27 protein-coding genes and 2 pseudogenes are annotated in these 25,072 nt (G+C 68.2%); 14 read left to right on the top strand and 15 right to left on the bottom strand.

All coding sequences use genetic code 11. From position 1 onward, the window contains the following. Positions 1-10 precede the first annotated feature (10 nt). Positions 11-1,261 (bottom strand): ATP-binding cassette domain-containing protein, encoded by a 1,251-nt coding sequence (locus tag NBT81_RS07030; protein ID WP_425498773.1) that lies wholly within the window; start codon positions 1,259-1,261, stop codon positions 11-13. 62 nt (positions 1,262-1,323) lie between these two features. Beyond that, the gene (btuC, locus tag NBT81_RS07025; protein ID WP_425498750.1) at positions 1,324-2,334 is read right to left on the bottom strand and encodes a vitamin B12 ABC transporter permease BtuC; all 1,011 of its coding nucleotides are present in this window, start codon (positions 2,332-2,334) and stop codon (positions 1,324-1,326) included. Between the two features lie 61 nt (positions 2,335-2,395). Here btuC and NBT81_RS07020 point away from each other — a divergent pair, with 61 nt between their 5' ends. Genes NBT81_RS07020 through NBT81_RS07005 form a run of 4 tightly spaced genes read left to right on the top strand, consistent with a single transcriptional unit; the run spans position 2,396 to position 5,153 of the window. Next, positions 2,396-3,511 carry a PGF-CTERM-anchored ABC transporter substrate-binding protein gene (locus tag NBT81_RS07020; protein WP_338742080.1) on the top strand — a complete coding sequence of 372 codons (1,116 nt, stop codon included), beginning with the start codon at positions 2,396-2,398 and terminating at the stop codon, positions 3,509-3,511. Positions 3,512-3,560: 49 nt separating this feature from the next. After that, positions 3,561-3,839 carry a signal recognition particle subunit SRP19 gene (srp19, locus tag NBT81_RS07015; protein WP_338742078.1) on the top strand — a complete coding sequence of 93 codons (279 nt, stop codon included), beginning with the start codon at positions 3,561-3,563 and terminating at the stop codon, positions 3,837-3,839. Between the two features lie 2 nt (positions 3,840-3,841). Further along, entirely contained in the window at positions 3,842-4,072 is a 231-nt protein-coding gene (locus tag NBT81_RS07010) for a Gar1/Naf1 family protein (RefSeq protein ID WP_338742076.1), read from the top strand. Positions 4,073-4,124: 52 nt separating this feature from the next. Beyond that, the gene (locus NBT81_RS07005) at positions 4,125-5,153 is read left to right on the top strand and encodes a presenilin family intramembrane aspartyl protease PSH (RefSeq protein WP_338742074.1); all 1,029 of its coding nucleotides are present in this window, start codon (positions 4,125-4,127) and stop codon (positions 5,151-5,153) included. On the opposite strand, the gene NBT81_RS07000 is transcribed toward NBT81_RS07005, so the two are convergent. After that, positions 5,150-5,614 (bottom strand): PUA domain-containing protein, encoded by a 465-nt coding sequence (locus tag NBT81_RS07000; protein WP_338742073.1) that lies wholly within the window; start codon positions 5,612-5,614, stop codon positions 5,150-5,152. The two genes, NBT81_RS07005 and NBT81_RS07000, sit on opposite strands and share 4 nt — an antisense overlap. An 87-nt stretch (positions 5,615-5,701) precedes the next feature. On the opposite strand from NBT81_RS07000, the gene NBT81_RS06995 reads away from it, so the two are divergent. From NBT81_RS06995 to NBT81_RS06965, 7 genes are read left to right on the top strand one after another with little or no spacing between them, the layout of a single operon-like run. Further along, positions 5,702-6,676 (top strand): hypothetical protein, encoded by a 975-nt coding sequence (locus tag NBT81_RS06995; RefSeq protein ID WP_338742071.1) that lies wholly within the window; start codon positions 5,702-5,704, stop codon positions 6,674-6,676. 49 nt (positions 6,677-6,725) lie between these two features. Next, positions 6,726-7,331: a DUF655 domain-containing protein gene (locus NBT81_RS06990; RefSeq protein ID WP_338742069.1), complete on the top strand. Its 606-nt coding sequence runs from the start codon at positions 6,726-6,728 to the stop codon at positions 7,329-7,331. Positions 7,332-7,376: 45 nt separating this feature from the next. Next, a complete protein-coding gene (locus NBT81_RS06985) occupies positions 7,377-8,228 on the top strand; it encodes a 16S ribosomal RNA methyltransferase A (RefSeq protein WP_338742067.1) in 852 nt (283 codons plus the stop codon). Continuing rightward, positions 8,221-9,333 (top strand): mechanosensitive ion channel family protein, encoded by a 1,113-nt coding sequence (locus NBT81_RS06980; RefSeq protein ID WP_338742065.1) that lies wholly within the window; start codon positions 8,221-8,223, stop codon positions 9,331-9,333. The genes NBT81_RS06985 and NBT81_RS06980 overlap by 8 nt, the downstream gene beginning before the upstream one ends. Beyond that, complete coding sequence (locus NBT81_RS06975; protein WP_338742063.1) at positions 9,330-9,911, top strand: HemK2/MTQ2 family protein methyltransferase; 582 nt, start codon at positions 9,330-9,332, stop codon at positions 9,909-9,911. The genes NBT81_RS06980 and NBT81_RS06975 overlap by 4 nt, the downstream gene beginning before the upstream one ends. 59 nt (positions 9,912-9,970) lie before the next feature. Further along, the gene (locus NBT81_RS06970; RefSeq protein ID WP_338742061.1) at positions 9,971-10,963 is read left to right on the top strand and encodes a 5-methyltetrahydropteroyltriglutamate--homocysteine methyltransferase; all 993 of its coding nucleotides are present in this window, start codon (positions 9,971-9,973) and stop codon (positions 10,961-10,963) included. Continuing rightward, entirely contained in the window at positions 10,960-12,024 is a 1,065-nt protein-coding gene (locus tag NBT81_RS06965) for a methionine synthase (protein ID WP_338742060.1), read from the top strand. The genes NBT81_RS06970 and NBT81_RS06965 overlap by 4 nt, the downstream gene beginning before the upstream one ends. Here the strand turns inward: NBT81_RS06965 and NBT81_RS06960 are convergent. The 3 genes and pseudogenes from NBT81_RS06960 to NBT81_RS06945 form a co-directional block, all read right to left on the bottom strand. Continuing rightward, positions 12,021-12,494, bottom strand: a complete 474-nt coding sequence (locus NBT81_RS06960; protein ID WP_338742059.1) for a metal-dependent hydrolase — start codon at positions 12,492-12,494, stop codon at positions 12,021-12,023. The two genes, NBT81_RS06965 and NBT81_RS06960, sit on opposite strands and share 4 nt — an antisense overlap. 70 nt (positions 12,495-12,564) lie before the next feature. After that, on the bottom strand, positions 12,565-13,284 hold the full coding sequence (locus NBT81_RS06955) for a hypothetical protein (RefSeq protein WP_338742058.1): 720 nt from the start codon (positions 13,282-13,284) through the stop codon (positions 12,565-12,567). Positions 13,285-13,351: 67 nt separating this feature from the next. After that, positions 13,352-15,023 (bottom strand): annotated as a pseudogene (locus NBT81_RS06945) (ammonium transporter). A 261-nt stretch (positions 15,024-15,284) separates the two neighbouring features. Here NBT81_RS06945 and NBT81_RS06940 point away from each other — a divergent pair. Next, positions 15,285-17,288: pseudogene (locus NBT81_RS06940) on the top strand (primary-amine oxidase). 104 nt (positions 17,289-17,392) lie between these two features. Then, positions 17,393-18,733 carry a hemolysin family protein gene (locus tag NBT81_RS06935; RefSeq protein WP_338742054.1) on the top strand — a complete coding sequence of 447 codons (1,341 nt, stop codon included), beginning with the start codon at positions 17,393-17,395 and terminating at the stop codon, positions 18,731-18,733. A gap of 127 nt (positions 18,734-18,860) precedes the next feature. Here NBT81_RS06935 and NBT81_RS06930 read toward each other — a convergent pair whose 3' ends face one another. The 3 genes from NBT81_RS06930 to NBT81_RS06920 are packed head-to-tail and all read right to left on the bottom strand — an operon-like array spanning position 18,861 to position 21,295. Continuing rightward, positions 18,861-19,577 (bottom strand): hypothetical protein, encoded by a 717-nt coding sequence (locus NBT81_RS06930; RefSeq protein WP_338742052.1) that lies wholly within the window; start codon positions 19,575-19,577, stop codon positions 18,861-18,863. Next, on the bottom strand, positions 19,574-19,891 hold the full coding sequence (locus NBT81_RS06925) for a 2Fe-2S iron-sulfur cluster-binding protein (protein ID WP_338742050.1): 318 nt from the start codon (positions 19,889-19,891) through the stop codon (positions 19,574-19,576). The genes NBT81_RS06930 and NBT81_RS06925 overlap by 4 nt, the downstream gene beginning before the upstream one ends. Further along, complete coding sequence (locus tag NBT81_RS06920) at positions 19,892-21,295, bottom strand: selenium-binding protein SBP56-related protein (protein ID WP_338742048.1); 1,404 nt, start codon at positions 21,293-21,295, stop codon at positions 19,892-19,894. Positions 21,296-21,449: 154 nt separating this feature from the next. Between NBT81_RS06920 and NBT81_RS06915 the strand changes: the two genes are divergently transcribed. Then, entirely contained in the window at positions 21,450-22,166 is a 717-nt protein-coding gene (locus tag NBT81_RS06915; protein ID WP_338742047.1) for a helix-turn-helix domain-containing protein, read from the top strand. 151 nt (positions 22,167-22,317) lie between these two features. On the opposite strand, the gene NBT81_RS06910 is transcribed toward NBT81_RS06915, so the two are convergent. The 6 genes from NBT81_RS06910 to NBT81_RS06885 all read right to left on the bottom strand — a co-directional run bounded on the left by NBT81_RS06910 (position 22,318) and on the right by NBT81_RS06885 (position 25,032). Next, complete coding sequence (locus tag NBT81_RS06910; RefSeq protein ID WP_338742045.1) at positions 22,318-22,614, bottom strand: hypothetical protein; 297 nt, start codon at positions 22,612-22,614, stop codon at positions 22,318-22,320. 58 nt (positions 22,615-22,672) lie between these two features. Further along, positions 22,673-23,137, bottom strand: coding sequence for a nucleoside-diphosphate kinase (gene ndk / locus NBT81_RS06905; protein ID WP_338742044.1), 465 nt, complete (start codon positions 23,135-23,137; stop codon positions 22,673-22,675). Then, on the bottom strand, positions 23,134-23,334 hold the full coding sequence (locus NBT81_RS06900) for a 50S ribosomal protein L24e (protein WP_338742043.1): 201 nt from the start codon (positions 23,332-23,334) through the stop codon (positions 23,134-23,136). Before NBT81_RS06900 ends, ndk begins: the two co-directional genes overlap by 4 nt. Further along, positions 23,334-23,558: a 30S ribosomal protein S28e gene (locus tag NBT81_RS06895; protein ID WP_299331860.1), complete on the bottom strand. Its 225-nt coding sequence runs from the start codon at positions 23,556-23,558 to the stop codon at positions 23,334-23,336. Before NBT81_RS06895 ends, NBT81_RS06900 begins: the two co-directional genes overlap by 1 nt. 6 nt (positions 23,559-23,564) lie before the next feature. After that, positions 23,565-23,927: a 50S ribosomal protein L7Ae gene (gene rpl7ae, locus NBT81_RS06890; protein ID WP_338742040.1), complete on the bottom strand. Its 363-nt coding sequence runs from the start codon at positions 23,925-23,927 to the stop codon at positions 23,565-23,567. Between the two features lie 163 nt (positions 23,928-24,090). Then, the gene (locus tag NBT81_RS06885; protein ID WP_338742038.1) at positions 24,091-25,032 is read right to left on the bottom strand and encodes a ring-cleaving dioxygenase; all 942 of its coding nucleotides are present in this window, start codon (positions 25,030-25,032) and stop codon (positions 24,091-24,093) included. Between the last annotated feature and the right edge of the window lie 40 nt (positions 25,033-25,072).

Here is a 25,072-nt window from a genome sequence, read left to right as displayed (position 1 = left end):
CGCTTCGCGGTCAGGTGGGGTCACCGGGGTATGGCCGTGGACGTCGACCCGACCGCTCGCTCGGGGTCGGTCCTCCTCCCTCCCAGTCCCCGCGTTCGCCGTCGACGATCCGGCATACGGCCTCGACGACGCCGTCCTCGGGAACGACGACTCCACGGCTCCGGAGGCGCGCCACGGCCTGCCGCCCCTCGGCCCCGGCGAGGTTGCGCTCCCCGATCGGCCGGCCGTCGACGACGACGGGCGTGTCGGCGTCGGCGGCGGCGACGAAGTTCGACAGGTTCCCCGGTGCTATCGTCGCGTCAGCCACGACGACGGCGTCGGCGCGTCGGACGGCGTCGGCCACGTCCTCGCCCGTCACGGCGTCGATGGGTGCGTACGGCGGCACGGTCAGGAGGTCGCAGTCGAGCGCCCGCCCCGCCTCGGCGTCGGTGTCGTCGGTGCCGACGGCCCCGACCGAGAGGTCGAAGCCGGCGGCGTCGAGGCGGTGAAGTAGGGGCGTGGCCGTCCCGCCGCCGCCGACGACGTGGACGCGACCGGCCGCCTCGCCCGCCGTCGCGAAGGCGGTCACGGACGGTGTCCCGGTGACGGGATGGGGCGTGACCGTCGCCGTCGCGTCGAATGCCGTCTCGACCGCCGACTCGGTGAGAACCTCGGTCGGGGACCCGGCCGCCCGGATCCGGCCGTCGTGGAGCAGGCGGAGTTCGTCGCAGTAGCGCGCCGCCAGATCCAGGTCGTGGATGGCCGCGACGACGGTCCGCCCCTCGTCGACGAGGTCGGAGACGATGTCGAGCGTCCGGACTTGGTGGTTCACGTCGAGGTCGGAGGTGGGTTCGTCGAGGAGGAGCACGGGCGTGTTCTGAGCGAGCGCGCGGGCGAGGAACACCCGCTGGCGCTCGCCGCCGCTCACGTCGGTCACCGGGCGATCGGCCAGACCGCCGACCGCGGCGCGGTCAATCGCGTCCTCGACGGCCCGTCGGTCGGTCTCAGTCCAGCCCTCGAACCGGCCGACGTGGGGTGTCCGCCCCATGCCGACGACCCGGCGCACGTCGAACGAGAAGGTCGACGCGGTCGACTGTGGCACGGTCGCGACCAGCCGACTCGCCGCGCGCGACCCGAGGTCGTCGAGTCGACGACCGGCGACGCGCACCGTCCCGGTGTCCGGATCGAGGGCACCGTTGAGGGTCCGCAACAGGGTCGTCTTGCCCGCACCGTTGGGGCCGACGAGCCCGACGAACCGTCCCTCGTCGACGGTCGTCGACACCGACGACAGCACCTCGCTCCCGCCGAAGGCGACGGAGACGCCGTCGACGTCGATGGCCGGCGTCACGGCGTGTGCACCTCCCGGTTGCGAAGCAGGTAGAGGAAGAAGGGCGCACCGATCGCCGCGGTGACGATGCCGACGGGGAGTTCGGCGGCGCCCGCACGGGCGACGGTGTCGGTCGCCACGAGGAAGGAGGCCCCCGCCAGCGCGCTCGTCGGCAGGAGGATGCGGTGATCCGGGCCGACGAGCAGTCGCATGACGTGCGGGACGATCAGGCCGACGAAGCCAATGACGCCCGCGACGGCGACGGCGGCCGCGGTCAGGAGGCTGGCGACAGCGAGAAGGAGCCGCTTCGTTCGTTCGACCTCGATGCCGAGCGAGTGGGCGTCCTCCTCGCCCAGCAGGAGGACGTTCAGATCGTGCGCGTACGCGAGCAAGGCGAGGAAGCCGGGGAGGACGACGGCGCCGGCGACACCCGCCTCGGTCCACGTGCTGTGTTGGAGGTGGCCCATCAGCCAGTAGATCGCCTCGCGGATGTCCCGGCCCGCGCTGACGAGCAGGAAGGAGACGACCGCGCCGAGGAACGTCTGGACCGCCACCCCCGCGAGCAGGAGCGTCTCGACGGGTGTCCGCCCGCCCTCCGAGGCGAGGAGGTAGACGCCGAAGGCGGCACAGAGCGCGCCGGCGAAGGCGGCGACCGGGAGTGCAAAGGGGATCGCCACCGGGGCGACGATGGCCGCGACCGCGCCGGCCGCCGCGCCAGCCGAGACGCCGACGATGGAGGGGTCGGCCATCGGGTTCCGGAAGAACCCCTGCATCACCGTCCCCGCGGACGCGAGCGCGAAGCCGACGACCGCGCCGAGGGCGATCCGGGGGAGGCGGATCGAGAGGACGATGGTCCGGTGGCTCGCGGGCGCGTCGGTCGCGAGGCCGGGCAGCGCCGACAGCGCGATATCGGCGACGCTCCCGACGCCGATGCGGACCGGTCCGATCGTGGAACTGACGAGGGTCACGGCGACGAACGCGCCGAGCAACCCGCCGATCCACGCGCCCGTGCGGACGCTCAGTCTCATCCCGTGAAACCCTGCTTGCGGTAGGTAAGTACTTGTTGCGTAAGAGTCGATGGGACGGTGGATGCACCCAGCACGAACCCTCGCCGCTCTCGGCTTGATCGCACTCCTCCTCGTCGGCGCCGTGGCTCCCGCCGGCGCGGGCCACGGCGACACCGACTCGGACCCATCGTCCGCGGACACGTGCTCGTTCCCCGTCACGCGGACCGACGCCACCGGGACCGAGGTCACACTCTCCGAACCACCCGAGCGGATCGCCACGCTCAGTCCCAGCGCAGCCCAGACGATCTGGGAGATCGGCGCCCGCGACCGGGTCGTCGGCGTCTCCGAGTTCGCGGGCTATCTGGAGGAGACCGAGTCGCTGCCGGTCGTCAACACGGCGTCGGGCGGGATCCAGTCCGAGCGGTTGATCGAACTCGACCCGGACCTCGTGGTCGCACCGGGCACCATCTCCGCCGACGCCGTCTCGACGCTCCGCGACCGAGGGTTGACCGTCTTCGCCCTCGAGAGTCCGTCGAGCATCGAGGGTGTCGCCGACGACACGACGCTCCTCGGCCGACTCACCGGCGAGTGTGCCGGGGCCGCCGAGACGAACGCCTGGATGCGCGCGAACGTCGAGGCCGTCCGCGACGCCGTCGCCGACGAGCCCCGTCCGACCGCCCTGTACGTCTTTTCCGACGGCTGGACCGTCGGCGGGGACACCTTCGTCGGCGACGTCCTGGCGACCGCTGGGACGCGGAACGTCGTCGGCGACACCGTCTCGGGCTACGCGCAGGTCAGCGACGAGGTGGTTCGCGACCGTGATCCCCAGTGGATCGTCCACAACGACCGCGACGGTGTCCCCGACGCCACCGCCTACCGCGAGACGACCGCGGTCCGGGAGGGACAGACCGTCGAGGTGGACGTGAACTACCTCAACCAGCCGGCACCACGGAGCATCGTCCGCGCCGTCCGCGCCGTCGCGACGGGCGTCCACCCCGACGCGGTCGACGAGTCGAGCTACGTCCCGCGGTCGGCGGTCGACGGGTCGGTGGGGACGGCCGAACCGACGGCACAACCGGCGACCGAGACGCCGACTGCCACCACCTCCGGCGACGCACCCGGGTTCGGCGTCGTCGCCGCCGCCGTCGCGTTCCTCCTCACCGTCGCCGCCGCCACGCGCCGGCGACACCGGCGCTGACGCCGAGGCCATCCAAAACCGTATTACGGACGGCGCGCCGGGATGACGTATGGTCGAGAACGTCATCTGGCCCGCCTATCTGGACGCGGCGAAGAGTCGCTCCGAGGGGCGGCGGGTCCCAACCGGCGAGGCCGTCGACGACCCGACGGTCGACGAAATCGCCGAGGCCGCCCAGCAAGTCGGCTACGACGCGGTGATCGAACGCGACAAAACCTACTCCCGAGAGTACGAACCCCGTGGGCGCGTACTCATCAAGGGCGCCGACGACTCCTCGAAGAACGACCTCGTCCAGGCCATCGCGGCCTACGTGGGGATCCTCCGGGACTGACCGTGCGTCGCCTCGGCACCGTCACCCGGACCGCACAGGGGTTGGCCATCGTCCGCTGTACCGACGGCGACCCGACGCCGGACATCGGCACGATGGCCGTCGACGAGTCGCTGTCGGGCGTCGGGCGCGTCGTCGACGTGTTCGGTCCCGTCGACCGCCCCTACCTCGCCGTCTCGCCCGACGATCGGATCCGCCTCCCCGACCTGCTCGGCACGAAACTCTACGCCAGATGATCGCACGACAGCACTTACGACGGCCAGGCCGGTCTCCGTCCGAGGAGTCGACATGAACGCCCGCGAAGCCCGCGGCACCGCCGTCGCCGGGGCGCTCTTCTTGCTCGTTCAGGTCGGCGCACTCGCGATGGTCGGCCCCTTCGAGACTGCGGGGTACCAGGCGGTCGAAGACCCCTCGGACCCGACCAACAGCCTCGTCTACTTCGCCGCCATCCTCGTCGCGACGGCCCTGATGCTCGCGGCGTTCAAGTACGCCTTCGAGCGGGCGGTCCGGGCGGTCGTCCTCCTCTCCAGTGCGCTGATCTCGTGGTACGTCTTCGCCGTCGTCGCGCCCGCACCGCTGGTCGTCGGGTCGGTCAACGTCCTCGCGGTGGCGCTCTCGGTGGGCGTCGCCCTCGCCCTCCTCGTCTACCCCGAGTGGTACGTCATCGACGCTGCCGGCGTCGTGATGGGGATCGGTGCCGGGGCGCTGTTCGGCATCAGTTTCGGTCTGCTGCCCGCTATCGTCCTCCTGTCGGTGCTCGCCGTCTACGACGCCATCAGCGTCTACGGCACCGAGCACATGCTCAGCCTCGCCGAGGGCGTGATGGACCTCCGCGTACCGGTGATCCTCGTCGTCCCGCTCTCGCTGTCGTACTCCCTGCTCGACGACGACTTCAGCGGGGCGAACGAGGTTCACGAGGACGGTGCGGACGACGGGGCGGACGCCGCCCCCGACGACGCCATCGATCACACCGACGACGCCGACGAGGCGGACGGCTCGTCGTCCGGCGAACGCGACGCCTTCTTCATCGGTCTGGGCGACGCCGTGATGCCGACCGTGATGGTCGCCAGCGCGGCCGCCTTCTCCCCCGCATCGTCGCTCGGCGTCGCCGGACTGCCGGCTCTCAACCTCCCCGCCTTGCTGGCGATGGTCGGGACCTTCCTCGGCCTCGGCGTCCTGCTGTGGGCCGTCATGAAGGGCCGCGCCCACGCGGGGCTGCCACTGTTGAACGGCGGTGCTATCGGCGGCTACCTCCTCGGCTCGGTCCTCGCGGGCATCCCGGTCGCCCGCGCGCTGGGCGTGGCGGCGTACCTCTAGTCCGTACCCGAGCGCACCTTCACCGCCATCCCCGTCCCGAAGTCACGCATGGCGTCGGCGGACAGTTCCGCCCGCCCGACGCCGAGGAGGTCGCCCTCGCGGTCCACTACCGCCACTTCGTCGCTCGGGCGCACGTCGTCGTCGACGGCGCGGACGAACTTCGCGAAGGCGTTCTTCCCGTCGCGAACGAACGGATCGCTCTCGGAGCCGACGACGACCCGCGCCCGCGGCGCGTCGAGTGTCCCGATCAGACGTCGCCCGCCCTCGATGCCGAGCGTGAAGCGGCCGTCGGTACCGTAGGAGACCACCCGCCCCGCGTCGGCGCGGATCTGTCTGGGACGACCGCCGGTCGAGTGGGTCACCGTCAGGTCGTCGTCCACCGGGAACAGCGCTGCCCCAGCACCGCCGCCGAACTGGTAGTCGGCGACCGTCCGGAGACGAGCGAGTTCGTCCGAAGTCATGGTTTCGGTCGCCCGCCCACGGACAAAAACGTTCCCGGGCGTCCCGCCGGTGGGCAGGTATAAGACGCCGTGGGCCGATCCGGAGGTATGTCGCGCGTCTCTCGGCGGGAGTCCCACGAGCGATCGGAGAGAGCGAGTGGGACGACGGCGACGCCACGGTCGGGCGAACGGAGTGAGCGGGGAACGTGGCCTCGCCGGAAGTTCCTCGAAGCGGTCGGCGTCGCCGGAGCGCTGGGTCTCGCCGGCTGTTCGGGCGATCCGGACACGGACGACGAGACGGCGACGCCGACGGCGACGCCCACGTCCACCGCGACGGAGACGGCGACACCAACCCCGACACAGGTCTCGGAATACGACGGCGTCCTCGGGTTCGAGTCGATGCTCGAAGCGACGCCAACTCACCCCGATCTGGCTCCGTCGGAGTACGTCTGGGCGCGCCACGTGAACGTCGGGGGCGTGTTGGCGAGCGTCGAGGATCGGAGCATCGAAGCGCGGCTTCGCAGCGGCTGGCTGGGATCGGGGCCGCCGCTGCACGCCGACTCCGACGCGTTCGAACTCGTCCACGTGCAGTCTCGGGGAATACCGAACGTCACCTTCGGCTACGGCGACTTCGAGACGGCGTCGGTCGTCGAGGCGATGGTCGACGACGACTGGAACCACGAGGGGGGACGGGCGGGATTCGACCGCCTCGAACAGGGCGGCTACACGACGGCGGTCGGTGAGGCCACCTGGCTCGTGATGCGGACGGCCGGGGGGACGATAGACGGGCTGATCGACGCCGTCGGTACCGATCCGCTCACCGGCCGCCTCGACGACGTCGACGCCGAGGCGATGACGAGGACGGCCGCGGAGGACGGCGGCTACCACGTCCTCGAACGGTCGGAGCCGGCCGGGTACGCGGCGGGCATCGCCGTCGAGTACGCCCCGCACCGACCGCCGGTCGGCGTCATGCAGTACGCGGCGAACCGGGAGTCACCGACGTGGGAGCGCGTCGAGGTGGAGTTCGAGGAGCGGATCGCTGGCGAAGTCCGTCGGTCGGCCTTCGGCGAGGAGTTCGCCTGACGAGACGGTAGCCGACGGTTTAAATATCCAGTCACCCTACAAGTGGGATATGACGACCTCCGAGAGCGGAGAGGCCGGCGTCGACGCCGCCGAGGACGTGGACCGGACGTACGCCGTCGTCCTCGACCACCTCCCCCACGGTCGGCCGGGAGACGACCGCCCTCAGTACAAGAAATCGCCGCTGGCGTACGCCCTCGGGGAGTCGGCGTTCCGGCTGCTCGAACTCACCCTCGACGACGACGCCGACGTGAGCATCGGCGATCGGATCGCCGTCGATCCGGCGGGTGAGCGGGACCCAGTCGACCGATACCGCGAGGTCGAGTACGACGACCTCTCGAACGCCGCGACCTCGGAACTGGAGTACGTGGTCGAGGAGATCGTCGACCGCGAGGAGCGACGCTTCGTCGATTTCTACAACGAGGCTCAGCCGATCACCCTCCGTCTCCACCAACTCAACCTCCTGCCGGGCATCGGGAAGAAACTCCGCAACGACGTGCTCGACGAACGGAAGCGCGAACCGTTCGAGAGCTTCGACGACCTCGAAGACCGGATCGCCGGGCTCCACGATCCGAAGGGCGTCCTGGTCGACCGGATCATCGAGGAACTCCGCGACGAGGATCTCAAGTACCGGACGTTCGTGGGCGACGACGGGTAACGCTGAAACGGGAAACTTACCCCGACCCGCGTGCTATCGGGGACGATGACAGCGTCGCGCGACCCGAACCGACTGCTCGATCGAGCGGGCGTGAGCGGGAATCCGGACCGCGATCAGCACTTCCTCGTCGACGACCGTGTCCTCGATCGGTTGCCGACGCACCTCGACGACGACGCCGACCGGAGCCACGTCCTCGAGGTCGGCGGCGGGACGGGCGCGCTCACCGACCGCCTCCTCGCGACGAGTGACCGGGTGACCGTTGTCGAGCGCGACCCCGACCTCGCCGCCTTCCTCCGACGGGAGTTCGACGCGGGGATCGAGGCCGGCCGGCTGACCGTGATCGACGGCGACGCCCTCGAGGTCGACCTGCCCGAGGACGTGACCGCGAGCGTTTCGAACCTACCCTACGGCGTCTCCAGCGAGATCACGTTCCGCCTCCTACCCCTCGGTATCCCCACCGTTCTGATGTTTCAACGGGAGTTCGCCGAGCGCATGGCCGCGGAACCGGGGACGAGCGAGTACGGCCGTCTCTCGGTGAGTGCGAGCCACTACGCCGACGTCGAGGTGGTCGAACCCGTGCCGCCGACGGCGTTCTCGCCGCCGCCGGCGGTCGACAGCGCAGTCGTGCGGACCACGCCCCGCGACCCCGACTACGAGGTCGACGACGAGGCCTTCTTTTTGCGGTTCGTGAAGGCGGTGTTCACCCAGCGCCGGAAGACACTCCGAAACGCCGTCCGCAACACCGCCCACATCTCGGGGATCGACGACCCCGACGCGGTCGTCGCGGCGGCCGACGAGACGATCATGTCGAAACGGGCGGGGGACCTGCGGCCGGACGAGTTCGCCGAACTCGCCGGCCTCGCGGCCGAACACGGCGGGGGTGTCGAGGGTGGCTGACGCCGTCACCGCCGCGACCGCGACGACGGCGAGTCGGGCGATCGCGACGGTCGTCATCATAGTGATCGTCCTCGGCGCCCGGTACGGCGCGAACCGTCTGCGCCGAAGCGACCGCGAGATCGGCCAGCGGAGCGAACTCGTGCTGTCGGCGGCGATGACGCTGGTGACCGGCGGCGGTATCCTGACGGTCGTCGTGCTGTGGGATCTGGTCGGACCGCTGGCGCGGTCGTACCGGAACCTCGGCCTCCAGAATCTCGCCGGGCGGATCCTGCTCGCGGTGGTGATCCTGACGACGACCTACGCCCTGACCGACCTCGTCGGGCGTATCATCGGCGAGTTCACGGGCAAGCGATCGAGCATCAGCGAACACCAGCGGGAGATCGTCTACCGGCTGACACAGGTGACACTGTACACGCTGGCGGTGCTCGTCGTGGTCGGCCTGTTCACCCGCGACCTCGGGAGCCTGCTGGTCGGGGCCGGCTTCCTCGGCATCGTCGTCGGCATGGCAGCCAGACAGACGCTGGGGGCGGCCCTCGCGGGGTTCGTCCTGATGTTCTCACGGCCCTTCGAGATCGGCGACTGGATTCAGGTGGGCGACCGCGAGGGGATAGTCACCGAGATTACCATCGTCAGCACCCGTATCCAGACGTTCGACGGCGAGTACGTGATGCTCCCGAACGACGAGGTGAGCGGCCAGGCGATCACCAACCGCACTCGCAAGGGTCGACTCCGGATCGAAGTCGAGGTCGGAGTCGACTACGACCACGACCCCGAGCGAGCGGCCCGGATCGCCCGCGAAGCGGTCAAGGAACTGGATCAGATCCTGAACGTGCCGACGCCCCAAGTGGTGGGCAAACGGTTCGGGGACTCGGCCATCGTCCTCGGGATCCGGGTGTGGATCGACAACCCGAGTGCCCGGCGGATGTGGCGTGCCCGGACTGCGGTGATCGAGGCGGTCACCGACGCCTACGCCGACGCGGGGATCAAGATCCCGTTCCCGCAGCGCGAACTCATGGGTCGGACCGAAGAGGGCGGCCTCGCCACCGCGGAGGGGGCCGAACGCCCGGCCCCGGCACCGGCGACGGACGGCGACGGGGAGCGATGACCGACGACTCGGCCGCTGATCTGGCGGCCCGCCGGGGGATGGAGACTACGGTGTACCAGCCGGCCGAGGACTCCCGCCTGCTCGCCGAGGCGGCGGTCAACCACGCCCGCGGTCGGACGCTCGAAGTCGGAACGGGGTCGGGCTGGGTCGCCGAGCGCATCGCGGCGGAGACGGACGCCGAGGTGGTCGCCAGCGACTACAACCCCGAGGCCTGTCGGCAGGCCCGCGACCGGGGACTGACGGCCGTCCGGGCCGACCTCGTCGCGCCGTTCCGAGCCGAGAGCTTCGACACCGTCGCCTTCAACCCGCCGTATCTCCCCACCGATCCCGACAACGAGTGGGACGACCGGATGGAGCGGGCGCTCTCGGGCGGGGAGTCCGGGCGGGCGGTCATCGAGCCCTTCCTCGATTCGGTCGGGCGGATCCTGTGCCCCGGCGGAATCGTCCTCCTCCTCGTCAGCAGCCTCACGGGATTCGAGGCGGTCGTCGAGGACGCGGAGCGGCAGGGGTTCGGCGTCGAAACGGTGCGCCAGGAGTCCTATCCCTTCGAGACGCTGTCGATCCTGCGGCTCGAATAACTATGACACATATTTTGGTTTAGCAAATATTAAGCGACGGCATCACCTACGTTCGGTCGATGACCGAACTGGTCGCCACGACACCGGGACTGTATCCACTTCCCGACTGGGCGAAAGACGAGCTATCCGAACTGAAGGGCCACCAGAAGGGCGACCTGATCTCCGGCGACGAAGGGCCGGAGGTCCGCGACGCCTACGAGCGCGCCCGCGCCGACGTGGTGGACGCACAAGCCGACTCCGACCTCGATCGGATCGTCGAGGGCCAACTGCGGTGGGACGACATGCTCGCCCACCCACTGGCCGTCCACGAGAACGTCGAGACGGGAGGGATCGTCCGCTACTACGACAACAACAACTTCTACCGCGACCCGCAGGTGCAGGACGAACTGACACCCTCGGGCGACGTTGCGGAGGAGCTGTCGGCCGTCGACGCCGACGGCGACGACCTGCAGGCCGTCCTGCCGGGGCCGTACTCCCTGTCCGACCTCGCCACCGACGAGTTCTACGGCGACGACGCCGACTTCCTCGACGCGGTCGCCGACTTCCTCGCGGGCGAGGTGGCGGAGTTCCCTGCCCACGAGACGCTGTTCCTCCTGGAACCGTCGCTGGTTGAGAACACACCCGACGACGATGCCAACGAACACGCGAGCGAGGCCATCGACCGCGTCGCCGACGCGGCGGACGCGGACGTCGTCGTCCACACCTACTGGGGATCGATCCCGGAGCGGACGTACGCCCACCTGATGGACGCCGACGTCGACGCCATCGGTTTCGACTTCGTCGCCGACGCCGACGAGTCGCTGTACAACATCAACGAGTACGGCACGAAAGACGCGGTTGCGATGGGGCTGGTCGACGGGCAAAATACGCTCGTCGAGTCGCCCGAGACGATCCGCGACCGGGTCGAGTGGGTCGACGAGAACACCCACACCGACTTCGACCGGGCCTACATCACCTCGAACACGGAACTGTTCTACCTGCCGGTGAACAAGTTCGAGGCCAAACTCGAGGCGTTGGCCGACGCCGCCACGCTCGCGGAGGTGGACGCATGAGCGAGAACAACCGCGAGCAGTTCCGCCCCGACGACCACCCCAACGAGCACTTCCTGCTCACCTCCATCGTCGGCAGTTACCCGAAGCCCAAGTGGCTCAACCGGGTCTCGGACCTCGCGGAGGATCCGGACTCGAAGTTCACCGAGGAGCAACTCCACGAGGCCCACGACGACGCCTGCCGCGTCATCGTCGACGAACACGAGCGGGCGGGACTCGACACCGTCTCGGACGGCGAGATGCGCCGCAACGAGATGGTGGAGTTCTTCGCCGACCGCATCGAGGGTTACGAGTTCAACGGCCCCGTGAAGGTGTGGGGCCACAACTACTTCGACAAACCCTCGGTCGTCGACGAGGTCGAGTACGCGGAGTCGTGGCTCGTCGACGAGTTCGAGTTCACGAAGTCCGCCGCCTCGAAGCCGGTGAAGGTGCCCATCACCGGCCCGTACACCCTCGCCGCCTGGTCGTTCAACGAGGCGTACGACGACGAGGCCGACCTCGCCTACGCGCTGGCCGACCTCGTCAACGAGGAGATCGAGGCGCTGGTCGACGCCGGCGCGCGCTACATCCAGATCGACGAACCCGCCTTGGCGACGACGCCGGACGACCACGCCATCGTCGGCGAGTGTCTCGACCGCATCGTCGCCGGCATTCCCGACGAGGTGCGCATCGGCCTCCACGTCTGTTACGGCGACTACTCGCGCATCTACCCCGAACTGCTGGAGTACCCCATCGACGAGTTCGACCTCGAACTCTGCAACGGCGACTACGAACAGATCGACGTGTTCACCGACCCCGAGTTCACGACCGACCTCGCGCTCGGCGTCGTCGACGTCCACACCACGGAGGTCGAGTCCGTCGAGGAGATCAAGGAGAACATTCTGCGCGGGTTCGAGGTCGTCCCGCCGGAGAACCTCACCGTCAGCCCGGACTGTGGCGTGAAGCTCCTCCCCCGGGAGGTCGCGTACCGGAAGATCGAGAACATGGTCACGGCCGCCCGCGAGGTCGAAGCCGAACTCGACGCCGGCGAGATCGACCTCGGTCCGGAAGTCAGCGCGGACTAACTTCGACCGCAGTCCCTTCGTTTCGTGGGTCGTCGCCGACCCAGAAGCATCGCGGCCAGCACACCCCAGACGACGAACTCGAGGGCGAACGACGGCGTGCCGACGTAGTGGCGAGCGAACGCGACGGGCGGGAGGGAGACGGCCGGGACGTGCGTGATCGTCGGCCACGCCAGAAAGAGGAGGTCCCCCGGCCGCCCGTTGACGATCATGTGGACGGCGTCGAGCGCGAGGTGTGACGCCCAGCCGAGCCACAGCGGGGTCCATGCCCGGCGGAGGAACACGACGGCGAAGCCGGCGGCGAGGACGGCCAGGGAGTGTCCGGCCGTCTGGTAGAGGTCGACGAGATTCAGCATCGCGGCGGGCTTGTCCACGAGGTCGGGGAGCGCCGCCCCCGCGACGAGGAGGGGAGCGGACAGGTCCCACCGCTCCCCGAGGACGTACGCCGCGGCGAGGTGAGTGGGAAAGAGCACCGGGAGGCTCGGGCCGTGTAGCGGGGTCGAACGTATATGTCTGTCGTGGGGGCCCGGTCGCCGGGACCACCTACGCCACGACGGCCCGCCGGTCGGCGTAGCGGTGATACCCCTCTTGAACGCCGACGGCGAGGAGCACGGCACCCACCAGCGCCAGAGCACCCGTCTCGGCGACCGGTGGGACGGCGTCGACGACGCGCCACCCCGCGGCGACGCCGCCAACGAACCCGACCTGTAGGAGACAGACCGCGCCGACCGCGTGCCGGCGAGTGGCGGCGTACAGCGAGCCGACGGCGGCCGTCTCCGCCATGGCGTGGACCGCGAGGACGGCCGCACCCGCGACACCGAGCGCCGCGTCGGCGGCGTAGAGCGTGGCGAGGACGACCCCTTCGAGGCCGCGGTGGAGCGTCACGGCCCCCAGCGCGGCGTCCGCACAGGTATCGCAGTCGGTGACGGCACGGCCACGGACGACGGCGACCACACCCACACCGGCGAGGACGCCGGCCGCCACGCCGAGCGGCGCGCCGTCGAGGGCGAGCGTGATCGAGAGCCCCCCGAGTCCGAGCAACAGGGGCGGGAGGACGCGATCGACGCGATCCGTGCCAGCGGCGGGGTCGGTCAGGGCGAGGACGACCCCGCCGCCGAGCAGGCTGGCGCCGATCGAGGCGACGACGACTGCGGGGAAGGCGAGGCCGCGCACGGTGGTCGCCGTCCCGTGGGCGGCCGCCGGGGTCGAGAGCGCCGCAGCGGTCAGGAGGGCGAGCGGGACGGCAAGCGGGGTGAGTGACATGAATGAACGGAGTGCACGGGCGACGTATCGAGTGGGGACGGGGACTGTTCGCGGGCGACGCGCAGCCTCAGACCGCGTCGGGGCCCTCCTTGCCCGTGCGGACCTGGATCGCGTTGTCGACGGGCATAATGAATATCTTGCCGTCGCCGGGTTCACCCGTGTGCGCCGCATCGCGGATGGCCTCGGCCACGTCCGCGCCGTCGACGTCCGCGACCACGCACTCGACTTTCGTCTTCTGGTGGAGGTCGACGGTGTACTCCTCGCCGCGCCACTGCCCCTTCTTCGCGGGCTGTGAGCCACGGCCGGAGACGTTCGACACCGTGATCGAGGGCGCGCCCGCCTCGGCGACCGCCTGCTTCACCGCTCCGAGTGTGTCGGGGCGGATGTACGCGACCACCATCTCGATCTCAGTCATCGTCGGACACCCCACTGCCGTCGGCCGCCGTCTCGGGTGCGCGCCCCGGTGCGGTGCCGACCGAGTTGTCGCCGAATTCGGGGTAGGTCACGATGCCGTGTTCCGAGGAGTCGAGCCCCTCGCGTTCGTGCTCGCCGCTCACCCGCGCCCAGCCGAGCGCACTCAGCAGGCCGTAGATGAGGAAGGTGATCACCGCTGCCCAGGCCGCGAGGACGACGATGCCGGCGATCTGCACGCCGAGTTGGGAGACCGAGAACGCCGACGTGGTGTCGACGAAGGGGTACGCGAGCGCACTCAGCGCGCCGGCGGAGCCGTGGACCGGGAAGACGGCACAGACGTCGTCGATGCCGATCTTCTCCAGCAGGTCGAAGACGAGGACGACCTGCACGCCGGCGACGAAGCCGACGACGAGCGTCGCCTGCCAACTCGCGACCGCGGCGATCGAACAGACGCTGACGAGGCCCGCAAGCAGGCCGTTGGCCGTCATGAGGCTGTCGACCTTGCCGCTCCGGAGAACGCTGACCGCCGCGGCGCCGATGCTTCCGGTCCCCATGACCAGCGCGGTGTTGATCGCGACACGGCCGGCGTAGGCGTAGTCGGCGAGGGCGAGTTCGCCGGCGTCGGTGACCTGGAAGACGCTAACCGCGGTGCCGACGTTGAACCCGTACCAGCCGAAAGCGAGGATGAGCGTCCCGAGGATGGCGTAGGGCAGCGAGTGTCCGGGGATGACGTTCGCGGAGCCGTCGTCGTTGAACTTGTCGACCCGCGGACCGACCGTGTAGGCGGCGACGAGGCCACAGACCCCACCGGTCATGTGGACGACCGCCGCGCCGGCGAAGTCCTGGAATCCAAGCGCGGAGAGGAAGCCACCACCCCAGGTCAGGCCCGTCGCGACCGGGTAGATGAGCGCGCCGACGAAGACGGTGAAGACTAGGTAGCCACGGAGTTGTGCGCGTTCGGCGACGGCGCCCGAGACGATAGAGGCCGCGACCATCGAGAACGCGGCCCCGAAGAGGATGCTCGCCCACGTCGTCGAGCCGGCACTGTAGTGGGCGAAAGGCGCGGAGAAGCCGCCGCCGGAGGTGACCCCGGCGACGATGGCGGAGACGCCGACGCCGACGATGAAGTACGCCAGGACGCCGATCCCCCAGGTGAGGACGTTCTTCGTCAACTGGTTCGCGACGTTCTTCGAGCGGACCTGGCCGGATTCGAGCATCCCGAAGCCCGCGTGCATGAAGAACACGAGGAAGGTCGCGACCATGACCCAGAGCAGGTTGACGCCCTCGGCGATGACCTCGGGGTCGGCCTGCAGGAGTACGTCCATCTCAGCGACACCCCACCGATCCGTCGCAGTCGTGCGGTATCAGTACGGTACGATCCTTCTCGGCCTCCGTCTGAACGACGATCGCATTCGTTTCGCTATCGTGCATAGGCATCCACATAGAGTCGGATATATACCTGTGTTATAAAGTTTTGCTAAACACGATATATTCTCCACTTATACAGAGTGTTATTCACCCTAAGGCCCCAAATAAGTTCTGTAAAACGCGCTATTTTTCGGGTCTGCCCAGAATATTTAATTTAGATGGCTCCGAGTAACACGAATGAAATAGCACAAGTAAGCACTCCCGAGGTCGAGCATCCGCTCGATCCCCTGACCGCAGCGGAGATCGAACTGACCACGGAGATCCTAGAGGAGCGCCCGGAAGTCGACGGCAGTGTCGGATTCTACAGTTACCAGCCGGTCGAGCCACCGAAAGAGGAACTAGCCGAGTGGGGGGACGGCGGCCCGTTCGACCGCGAGGTGACGGCCGTCCTCCGCGACTTCGAGGAGCGGGAGACCTACGAGGCGGTCGTCTCCCTGAGCGACGACGAGGTGGTCTCGTGGGAGCATCTGCCGGATGCGATCCCGCACATCCCGGACATGGACGTCCGCGAGTCGGAACGGGCCATCATCGAGAGCGAGGCGTTCCGCGAGGCCGCGCGCAAGCGCGGTGTCGAGGATTTCGAACACGTCATCGTCGACCCGTGGCCGGTCAACGCCAGCGAGTTCGTCCCCGACGAGTTCGAGGACCGACGCCTCGCCCGCGGCCTCGCGTGGGTCGGACGCGACGAGACGGACAACGCCTACTCCCGGCCGCTGGAAGGGATCCACACGTTCGTCGACCTCGACGAGATGGAGGTCGTCGACGTCGTCGACAACGGCGTCGTCGACGAGGACAGCCCGCTACCACCCGAACGTGCCGACTTCAGAGCCGACGAGGTCGACACTCGGGACACGCGAGAACACCTCGACGTCGTCCAGCCCGACGGTGTGAGTTGGGGGGTCGACGGCCGCGAGGTCGAGTGGGAGAAGTGGTCGTTCCGCGTCGGCTGGACCGACCGCGAAGGGCTCGTGATCCACGACGTCACCTACGACGACGGCGGCGAGGAGCGAAAGATCCTCCACCGGCTCGCCGCGTCGGCGATGTCGGTGCCCTACGGCGACACCGACCCCAACCACAGCTGGAAGAACGCCCTCGACATCGGCGAGTTCAACGTCGGGCGGATGGTGAACTCCCTCGACGAGGGCTGTGACTGTCTGGGCGTCATGCACTACTTCGACGCCGTCACCAACGACCGGAACGGCGAGGTCCTCGAGTTCCCCAACGCCATCTGCATGCACGAGGAGGACGACGGCCTCCTCTGGAAACACACCGAGGTCCGCAAGGGCAACACGGAGGTCCGGCGTCGCCGGCAGCTGGTCATCTCACAGATCACCACCGTCTACAACTACGACTACGCCTTCTACTACTACTTCTACCAGGACGGTCGGATCGAGGCCGAGATGCGCCTGACCGGCATCGACTCTAACGGTGTGGTGCCCGAGGGGACGACTGCCGACGGCACGGGCGGGTTCTACGAGGTGGCCGCCCCGCAGATCAAGACCTCCCTCCACCAGCACCACTTCAACTTCCGGATGGACTTCGACATCGACGGCGAGGAGAACTCGGTGTACGAGGTCCACAACGAACCGGTAGACGACGTGGCCTGGAACCACGAGGAGTCCGACAACCCCGCGGGTCAGGGGTGGTAGATGAAGGAGACGCTACTGGAGTCCGAACAGGAGGCACGGATGGGCATCGATCCGAACCGCGGGCGGTACTGGCAGACCGTCAATCCCAACGAGACGAACGCCTACGGCTACAACACCGGATACAAACTCCACCCCAAGACGAACGTGGGGTCGCCGATGCAGCCCGGGTCGCCGGCCCGCCGGCGCGCCGGGTTCGTCGACGACGACTTCTGGGTGACGCCGTACGACGAGGACGAGATGTACGCCGGCGGCGACTACCCGACCCAGAACGACGATCCATCGGGACTCCGCGAGTGGACCAGCCAAGACCGCGACATCGTCGAGGAGGATCTGGTCGTCTGGTACACGCTCGGCGTCAACCACCGCACCCGACCCGAGGACTGGCCGGTGCTGCCGGTCGAGGTGGCGAGTTTCGAACTCGCACCCGAGGGCTTCTTCGACGAGAACCCGGCCATCGACGTGGCACCGGAGCCGGCGGTCTGCGAGCACGACGCCCACGCCGCTGACGACTGACTGGACGGCGGGGCTCCGACCGGGACGACATTTTTAGTGGGTTCGCGGGGACGTGCCAGTATGGATTCGTTTGACACGAGCGCCGCCGGCTACCGAGTGTGTCGATGGTAGACGTCGGCCTCTCCATCGCACGGCTCCTCGTCGCGTTGTTCCTCGTGGTGCTGAACGGCTTCTTCGTCGCCGCGGAGTTCGCATTCGTGCGGGTCCGTGCCACGTCGGTCGAACAACTCGCCGCCGACGGGAGCCCTGGCTCGGCGGCCCTCCAAGACGTGATGAACGACCTCGACAACTACCTCGCGGTGACGCAACTCGGTATCACCCTCGCCTCGCTGGGCCTCGGGTGGGCCGGCGAACCGGCAATCGCGTCGCTCCTCGAACCCGTACTCGGGTCGGTCCTTCCCACGGCGCTCGTCCACCTCGTCGCCGTCGCCATCGGCTTCTTGATCATCACGTTTCTCCACGTCGTCTTCGGTGAACTCGCGCCGAAGACGTTCGCCATCGCCCGGACCGAGCGACTCTCGCTGTTGCTCGCACCGCCGATGAAACTCTTCTACTACATCTTCTACCCGGGGATCGTCGTCTTCAACGGGGCGGCCAACGCGTTCACGCAGTTTCTGGGTGTACCGCCGGCCTCCGAGTCCGACGAGACGCTCGGCGAACGCGAAATCCGGCGGGTCCTGGCACGCTCCGGAGAGGAGGGCGATATCGACGTCGAGGAGGTAGCGATGATCGAGCGTGTGTTCGAACTCGACGACACCACCGTGCGGGAGGTCATGGTTCCACGGCCGGACGTGACGAGCGTGCCAGCCGACGCCACGCTATCGGCTCTTCGCGAGACCGTCTTCGAGTCCGGCCACACGCGCTATCCGGTCGTCGAGGCCGACGACCCGAACCAGGTGGTCGGGTTCGTCGACGTCAAGGACGTGTTGCGCGCGAGCGAAGAGGCGGACGCGGCGACGACGGCCGGCGACATCGCACACGAGGTCATCGTCGTCCCGGAGACGACGGCGATCAACGACCTCCTGTTGCAGTTCAGGGCGGAGCACCAGCAGGTGGCCGCGGTGATCGACGAGTGGGGATCGTTCGAGGGTATCGCGACGGTCGAGGACGTCGTCGAGGCCGTCGTCGGTGATCTCCGCGACGGGTTCGACGCCGACGAGCGTGAATCGACGATCCGCCGGCGGGGGGACGGGGGGTTCGACGCCGACGGCGGCGTCGCGATATCGACCGTCAACGACGTACTCGACGTCGACATCGACCACGAGACGGTCGGAACGATCGGCGGTGTCGTGCTCAGCCGACTCGACCGCGCGCCCGAAGTGGGTGACCGCGTCGACGTCGCTGGACGCGCCATCGAGGTGACTGGCGTCGACGGTGCCCGGATTTCGACGGTTCGGATCCACGAACGCGACGCCGAGTCGGTCGACGAGTCGGATTCGGCCTGAGCGGTCGGACCCTCTCCCTCGAGTATCCGTACGCCGACAGGCGTCCGGCCGAGCGACGGCCGGCAGGAGCGGACCGTTCCACCGCTCCCCGGTGACGGACGCCGTGGCGAGGCCCGGAGACCCCGACTCATCCCGCGACGGCCGACCGCCGCCCGGCGTAGCGGAGGTAGCCCTCCCGAGCGCCGACGGCGAGGAGGACACCACCGACGAGTGCTAGCAGTCCCGCCTCGAGCGCCGGTGGGACGGCGTCGACGACGCGCCACCCCGCGGCGACGCCGCCGACGAACCCGACCTGTAGGAGACAGACCGCGCCGAGTGCGTACCGCCGGGAGGTCGCGTACAGCGAGCCGACGGCGGCCGTCTCCGCCATGGCGTGGACCGCGAGGACGGCCGCACCCGCGACACCGAGCGCCGCGTCGGCGGCGTAGAGCGTGGCGAGGACGACCCCTTCGAGGCCGCGGTGGAGCGTCACGGCCCCCAGCGCGGCGTCCGCACAGGTGCCACAGTCCGTGAGGGTGCGCCCGCGGACGGCGGTGGCGAGTCCCACGCCGACGGTGACGCCGAGGACCGCACTGATCGGGACCACGTCGAGGGCGAGCGCGACCGAGAGCCCGCCGAGGGCGACGAGCAAGGGGAGGACGACCCGTCGGATCGGAACGTTCCGCCGACCGGCGGCGGCGAGGACGAGACCGCCCCCGAACAGGCTGGCACCGACCGAGGCGGCGACGACGAGCGGGAAGCCGAGTCCGGCCGCGGCAGTCCCGACGCCGTGTGCGGCGACCGGCGTCGAGAGGACGGCGCTCCCGAAGACGGCGGTCAAAACGCGGCGGTGGGTTCGGTTCATTTCCAGGGGTTTGGTACGAGATCGGCCTGTACGTCCGCGCCGACTTCGATCCGACAATCCGAACGCGGTTCGGCCACACAGAGGAGGACGTAACCACGCTGTCGGTGTCGGGGTTTCAGCCCGTTCGCCCGCTCGACGTGAACGAGGTCACCGTCCAGTAGACGCCCGGTGCAGGTGGCGCAGGCGCCGTACAGACAGCCGTAGGGGACACCGAGTCCCTCGCGCTCGGTCGCGTCGATGATCGTCTCGCCCTCGGCGACGTCGATCGTCGCTTCCCGCCCGTCACGCCACTCCAAGGTGACCTCGTGGGGCATCTACTGCCAGACGTCGCTGGTACAGTCGCCGCCGGGCCACCTGATCTCGTGGGCGCGGGCGGGACCGCCCGGAGCGTCGCCGAAGTCCACGAGGAAGTCCTCGTCGAGTTCCATCCGCCCCTCGTCGGGGTAGACGTCCGCCTTCATCATCAGCGATCCCTGTTCGCCGATTTCGGGGTAGAACTGGTTGTCCCACGAGGAGAACAGGGACGTCGTCCAGTAGACGCGCTTGCCGTCGCGGGAGAGCTGGAGCATCTGGGGGGCACCTCGGATCTCGGTGTCCTGGATCTCCTGTCGGTCACCGAAGTTGCCGCCGGCCCAGATCCGGTCGACAAGTCGGGGGTTGCCGAAGTCGCTGACGTCGTACATCCGCATGTCGCCGTGCAGCCAGTTCGAGAAGAACAGGTACTGATCGTCCAGCGAGAGGACGATGTCGGTCACCAGCCCGGGGACGGGCATGTCCCAGTCGGGATGCTCGCGCGATTCGACGTCGATGACTTTCTCCCACTCCCAGACGCCGTCACTCTCCTCCCAGAAGCGGAGGATGTTCGAGGAGAGGGCGGCACCGACGTAGCCCTGCGTCTCCTCGGGATCGTGGGGCATCCGGATCTCGAGCGGAATCAGCCCCTCCTCGCCGAAGGTCAGGGTCTGCTGGTGTTCCTTGTTCTCCCAGTCCCAGATGTGGATGCTGTCGCCGTACTTGCCCGCCTCAACGTCGTCGAGGTCGAAGCCGGGGTAGTAGGTCTTCGGCGCGGCCCACTCCGTCGAGATCATCACGTTGTGGCGGGGCTGGTACCAGTAGTCGTAGTTCATCTCCATGTCACCGCGGTCGGCCTCCCAGTGGCCGTCGATGGAGAAGTCCTCCTGGTCGAGTTGCAGGAAGCCACCGGGGAGTTCGCCGTCGGCGTCCCCGAGCATGCTGATGACGACCTTGCCACCGGGGACACAGTGAACCGTGTGGGGCGCCGACAGGTCGTACTCGAAGAGCTCCTCGGGCTCGATGACCTTCTCGATCTCCATGTCCCGCGGATCCTCGGCGTCGAGAATGTGGATGCGCGAGGACCGCTGTCCGGGCACGATCAGGTGATCGCGCATCAGCCCCTCGGTGTGACACGACGACGAACAGGTGTTCCAGCCGAAGTGGTGGAGTTCGTCGCCCTTGTTCGGCATCTCGACGGTGTCGATCAGTTCGCTGTACGTGTCCGATTCGGGGTCGAGGTCGACGACGCCGATGAAGTCGGAGCCGTCGACGTCCATCCCGACACGGAGCGCGATGACGAACGCCGTCTTCTCGCGTTCGGACTCGGTTCGCATCGCCGCGGGCGTCGGATACCCCGGTCCCTCTACTTCGTGGTGTTCGTGGCCATGCTCCTCGGTCGATTGGCTTGGTTCGTCGGTACTCATGCGAGGCAATACCACCCACGTAGTGGACACAAATAATAATTGAGTTGTCGAACGACAACTCGTGTCGGTCGACCGATCGGAGGGAAGTCTTATGCGCTGGCGGGCGTACGCCGAGGCGTGTCGATGACGTCTCACGACCCTTGGAGGGTGCCCGATGCGTGAGTTCACGTTCGATGTCGTGTACGAGATGGGTGCCGATCCGGTGATGGACGTGTTCATCGAGCACCCGACACTCGTCGCCGAGGCGTTACACGGCTGTGTGAGCACGGACCGCTTCTGGCGCATCGAGCGACTGATCGGCCCGACGGCGGCGCTCGACGCGGTCGAACGACTCCGCCTCGACGAGACGGTGCGGACGGATTCGGTGACCGCAACGGACTGTACGGCCACGCGGTACCACGACGTGCTGGAGCGGTCGGACGACGAGCGGGTGATCTACACTCACCTCGAAGGCGTCGAGGACGGCGAGTCCGTTCAGACGCTCGCCGGCCAGTATCTCCCCCACGGATCCCTGTACTGCACCACGCGACGAGGGAGTCGTCACCGCTGGCGCATCCTCATGAAGTCCGACGAGAAGGTGGGCCTGTTGTACGACGCTCTCGGCGCGAATCTGCGGTCGGGACTCTCCTTCCGTATGGGTCACCTGTGCGAGGCCGAAGGGTGGGGGCACGACTCGCTGGGATCGGTCGAACTCCCCCCGGATCAACGGCGAGCGATGCGAGCAGCCGTGGATCACGGCTACTACCGGACGCCACGGGAAGTGACGCTTGACGACCTGGCGTCGACACTCGACGTGCCGCGGTCGACGCTCTCCTACCGGTTGCGTCGGGCCGAAGAACGACTCGTCACCGGCTACTTCGTCGACCCGTAGCTACTCGTACGGTCAGGTCCCGTCGTGTTCCGATCGAGCGGGGGGAGTCAGCGCCGTCGACGGTGCCGAATACTGGCCCGTCTCCGACACCGGGGCCGACCGATTCCGACGTGACGACCCGTCCGTCGTTGGGTCGTGCCACGGACGACGCTCAGGGAGACAGCTCCTCCCAGTCCTCGTTCTCGGTGTCGTACACCCGAACGTCGGGAGCGTGCCATTCGAGAAGTTCCTCCGGTTCGACGTCCTGTTCCTCCGCCAGCTCTTCCGCGACTCCCTCGCCCATCGCTTCGAGCCAGGCGACGATGGCCGCCTCGTCGACGCTCGACAGGAGTGCATCGTCGAGCACGTTGAGGCGGAGGATCGACCGACCGTCGACCGACAGTTCTATGAACTCGCTCTCGTCGAACGCATCGTCGTCCGGCGTCTTGTCCAACTCGTGTGAGGTCACACACGACGGCGTGTCACGGATCGACAAAAACCTTCTGAACGGGTCGACACCGCGCGGCCTACTCGTACAGCCAGGTCTCGTCGACTTTCTCGTAGTCGTGGAGTTCGTCCTCGTCGAAGAAGAGGTCGATCTCCCGCTCGTTCGCTCCGTCCTCCTCGTGGTCGGAGCCGTGGATGACGTTCCGGCCGAGGTCGAGGCCGAGGTCGCCACGGATCGTTCCGGGCGGCGACTCGGCAGGGTCGGTCTTCCCCATCATGTTGCGGACCTGCCGGGTGGCGTCTTGGCCCTCCCAGACCATCGCCAGCACGGGACCGGAGGTGATGAACTCGACGAGACCGTCGAAAAAGGGCTCGTCCTCGAGTTCGCGGTAGTGTTCCTGGGCCTGTTCCTCGGGAATCCGGGTGAACTTCGCGCCGACGAGTTTCAGGCCGCGGTCCTCGAACCGAGAGACGATCTCGCCGATCAGCCCTCGCTGGACGCCGTCGGGCTTGACCATCACGAAGGTGCGCTCGGCGTCGCTCATTCCCCACCCGCGTCGCCGCCGCTCGCCTGTCCCTCGGCGGTCCACTCCAGATCCCGGGGTTCGCGCCCGAGGAAGTAGTTCTTCTCGGCTTTGGAGTCGACGAAGTGCAGAATCGTGCCGTCCGTCTTGACGTACATCGTCCCCGTGCCGGGTTCGATCTCCTCGCCCGAATAGTCACAGATGCGTGTATCGACCATTACTGTCCCCCGATGGAGTCAGCATCGCGCTGGGTCTCGCGCAACTGGAGTATATCGCCCTCTCGGACGGGGCCAAGCACGTTGCGCGTGATGATACGGCCCTGATTCGATCCCTCCTGGATGCGACATTTGACCTGCATGGCCTCGCCGTGCATGCCGGTCTTGCCGACGACTTCGATTACCTCCGCGGGCATCGAGTCGCTGGCACTCTCTTCGGCGCTCATGGTGGCTTACCGGAGGTCCTCGACCTTCGTGGCGATGTCTTCGACACTCTCATCGGCGTCGCCCGCATCGACGATGGCGGCCGCCGCGCTCCCGACTTCGAGACCGGCCGCGTGGCCGACGTCGTCCTGCGTCTCGACGAAGACGTACGGAATTCCCTTCTCGTCGGCGAGTTCCGGCAGGTGCATCACGATCTCTTCGGGCTGGACGTCCTCCGCGATGACGACGAGGTCGGCGTTGCCACGCTCGACCGCCTTGGTCGTCTCGTTCGTTCCCTTCTTGACACTACCCGTGTCTCGCGCTACTTCGAGCGCCTCGATGGCGCTGTCGGCGAGATCCGCCGGGACATCGAAATTGACGTAAACTGACATGATTTGTACCCCCTGCCCGTGGGCTCGCACGCCTCACCAGGCTGAGTCCCTGATGGCGAAGCGCGTCATCAACCCCGGGCAGGCTGTAGGGATCAGTAACAGGGGGGCCCATAAAAGCGCTTTCAAACGCGAGACGGGGTGTGAGGCCGACACACGCCGGGAGTCACTCGCCGGCAGCCGGCAGGTCGAGGGGTGGCAGTTCGACCTCGATCTCGTCCCGTCGGTCCTCGAGCCACTCGGGGAGGACGAGGCGTTCGCCGAGGCTCTCGAGGTCCTCGTCGGCGGTGTATCCCGGTTCCTTCGTCGCGTACTCGAAGAGAACACCACCCGTCGTGCGGGTGTACACCGACTCGAACCACTTTCGATCGATGACCTCCGTCGGTCGGAGGCCGTGGTCGATCAGGACGTCACGCCACTCGGCGTGGTCCTCGCGAGTCACTTGGAAGGCGACGTGGTGGACCGTTCCCGCGCCGGGCCGACCCTGTGGTCCGTCGGGAAGCTCTCGGAGGTCGACGGCGTAGCCGAGATCGCCCTCGGCCTCGAAGCGCCGCCGATCGCCCGCCGACGCCGTCTCGTCGAACCCCATCGACTCCAAGAGCGTCGCCGTCCGGTCGGTGTCGACCAGCGAGAGGGTGACGCCGTGGAAGCCGCGGATCGCGTGGTCGGCGGGGACCGGTCCAGCCGGTGGATCGCCGGCCGGCGCGTCCGCACGCGCGACGAGTTCGAGCGGGAGACCGTCGGGGTCGCGGAACGGAACGACCGTATCGCCGAACCGCTCGCGTGGGGCGTCGACGTCGACGCCGGCGTCGGCGAGGCGGTCGAGCCAGTAGTCGACGGCCGACGCCGGGATCAGAAAGGCGACGGCTGTGGCCTGTCCCGTCCCCGGTCGGCCGGGGGCCGCGTCGGGGTAGGGGAAGAAGGTCATGCTCGTCCCGGGCGACCCGCTGTGATCGCCGTAGAACAGGTGATACACCGAGACGTCGTCTTGGTTCACGCTCCGCTTGACCAGACGGAGGCCGAGCGTCTCGGTGTAGAACGCGGCGTTTCGAGCGGGGTCGCTCCCGATGGCGGTGACGTGGTGGACGCCCGGAATGTCGGCAGGCATGCCTCTCGGTAGGCGGCGGACGGATATAACCACTGTGTGA

This window comes from Haloplanus sp. CK5-1 (genome assembly GCF_037201915.1).
Taxonomy (GTDB): Archaea; Halobacteriota; Halobacteria; order Halobacteriales; family Haloferacaceae; genus Haloplanus; species Haloplanus salilacus.
This window is presented reverse-complemented; position numbering and strand designations above follow the sequence as displayed.

Coding starts and splice junctions, on each gene's coding strand:
- NBT81_RS06970 (WP_338742061.1), top strand. CDS start 9,971: ATGACCGAACTGGTCGCCACGACACCGGGACTGTATCCACTTCCCGAC.
- NBT81_RS07020 (WP_338742080.1), top strand. CDS start 2,396: ATGCACCCAGCACGAACCCTCGCCGCTCTCGGCTTGATCGCACTCCTC.
- NBT81_RS06900 (WP_338742043.1), bottom strand. CDS start 23,334: ATGGTCGATACACGCATCTGTGACTATTCGGGCGAGGAGATCGAACCC.
- NBT81_RS06955 (WP_338742058.1), bottom strand. CDS start 13,284: ATGTCACTCACCCCGCTTGCCGTCCCGCTCGCCCTCCTGACCGCTGCG.
- NBT81_RS06930 (WP_338742052.1), bottom strand. CDS start 19,577: ATGAACCGAACCCACCGCCGCGTTTTGACCGCCGTCTTCGGGAGCGCC.
- NBT81_RS06935 (WP_338742054.1), top strand. CDS start 17,393: ATGGTAGACGTCGGCCTCTCCATCGCACGGCTCCTCGTCGCGTTGTTC.
- NBT81_RS06995 (WP_338742071.1), top strand. CDS start 5,702: ATGTCGCGCGTCTCTCGGCGGGAGTCCCACGAGCGATCGGAGAGAGCG.
- srp19 (WP_338742078.1), top strand. CDS start 3,561: ATGGTCGAGAACGTCATCTGGCCCGCCTATCTGGACGCGGCGAAGAGT.
- ndk (WP_338742044.1), bottom strand. CDS start 23,137: ATGAGCGACGCCGAGCGCACCTTCGTGATGGTCAAGCCCGACGGCGTC.
- btuC (WP_425498750.1), bottom strand. CDS start 2,334: ATGAGACTGAGCGTCCGCACGGGCGCGTGGATCGGCGGGTTGCTCGGC.
- NBT81_RS06915 (WP_338742047.1), top strand. CDS start 21,450: ATGCGTGAGTTCACGTTCGATGTCGTGTACGAGATGGGTGCCGATCCG.
- NBT81_RS06975 (WP_338742063.1), top strand. CDS start 9,330: ATGACCGACGACTCGGCCGCTGATCTGGCGGCCCGCCGGGGGATGGAG.
- NBT81_RS07005 (WP_338742074.1), top strand. CDS start 4,125: ATGAACGCCCGCGAAGCCCGCGGCACCGCCGTCGCCGGGGCGCTCTTC.
- NBT81_RS06965 (WP_338742060.1), top strand. CDS start 10,960: ATGAGCGAGAACAACCGCGAGCAGTTCCGCCCCGACGACCACCCCAAC.
- NBT81_RS06985 (WP_338742067.1), top strand. CDS start 7,377: ATGACAGCGTCGCGCGACCCGAACCGACTGCTCGATCGAGCGGGCGTG.
- NBT81_RS06885 (WP_338742038.1), bottom strand. CDS start 25,032: ATGCCTGCCGACATTCCGGGCGTCCACCACGTCACCGCCATCGGGAGC.
- NBT81_RS06920 (WP_338742048.1), bottom strand. CDS start 21,295: ATGAGTACCGACGAACCAAGCCAATCGACCGAGGAGCATGGCCACGAA.
- NBT81_RS06895 (WP_299331860.1), bottom strand. CDS start 23,558: ATGAGCGCCGAAGAGAGTGCCAGCGACTCGATGCCCGCGGAGGTAATC.
- NBT81_RS07000 (WP_338742073.1), bottom strand. CDS start 5,614: ATGACTTCGGACGAACTCGCTCGTCTCCGGACGGTCGCCGACTACCAG.
- rpl7ae (WP_338742040.1), bottom strand. CDS start 23,927: ATGTCAGTTTACGTCAATTTCGATGTCCCGGCGGATCTCGCCGACAGC.
- NBT81_RS06925 (WP_338742050.1), bottom strand. CDS start 19,891: ATGCCCCACGAGGTCACCTTGGAGTGGCGTGACGGGCGGGAAGCGACG.
- NBT81_RS06990 (WP_338742069.1), top strand. CDS start 6,726: ATGACGACCTCCGAGAGCGGAGAGGCCGGCGTCGACGCCGCCGAGGAC.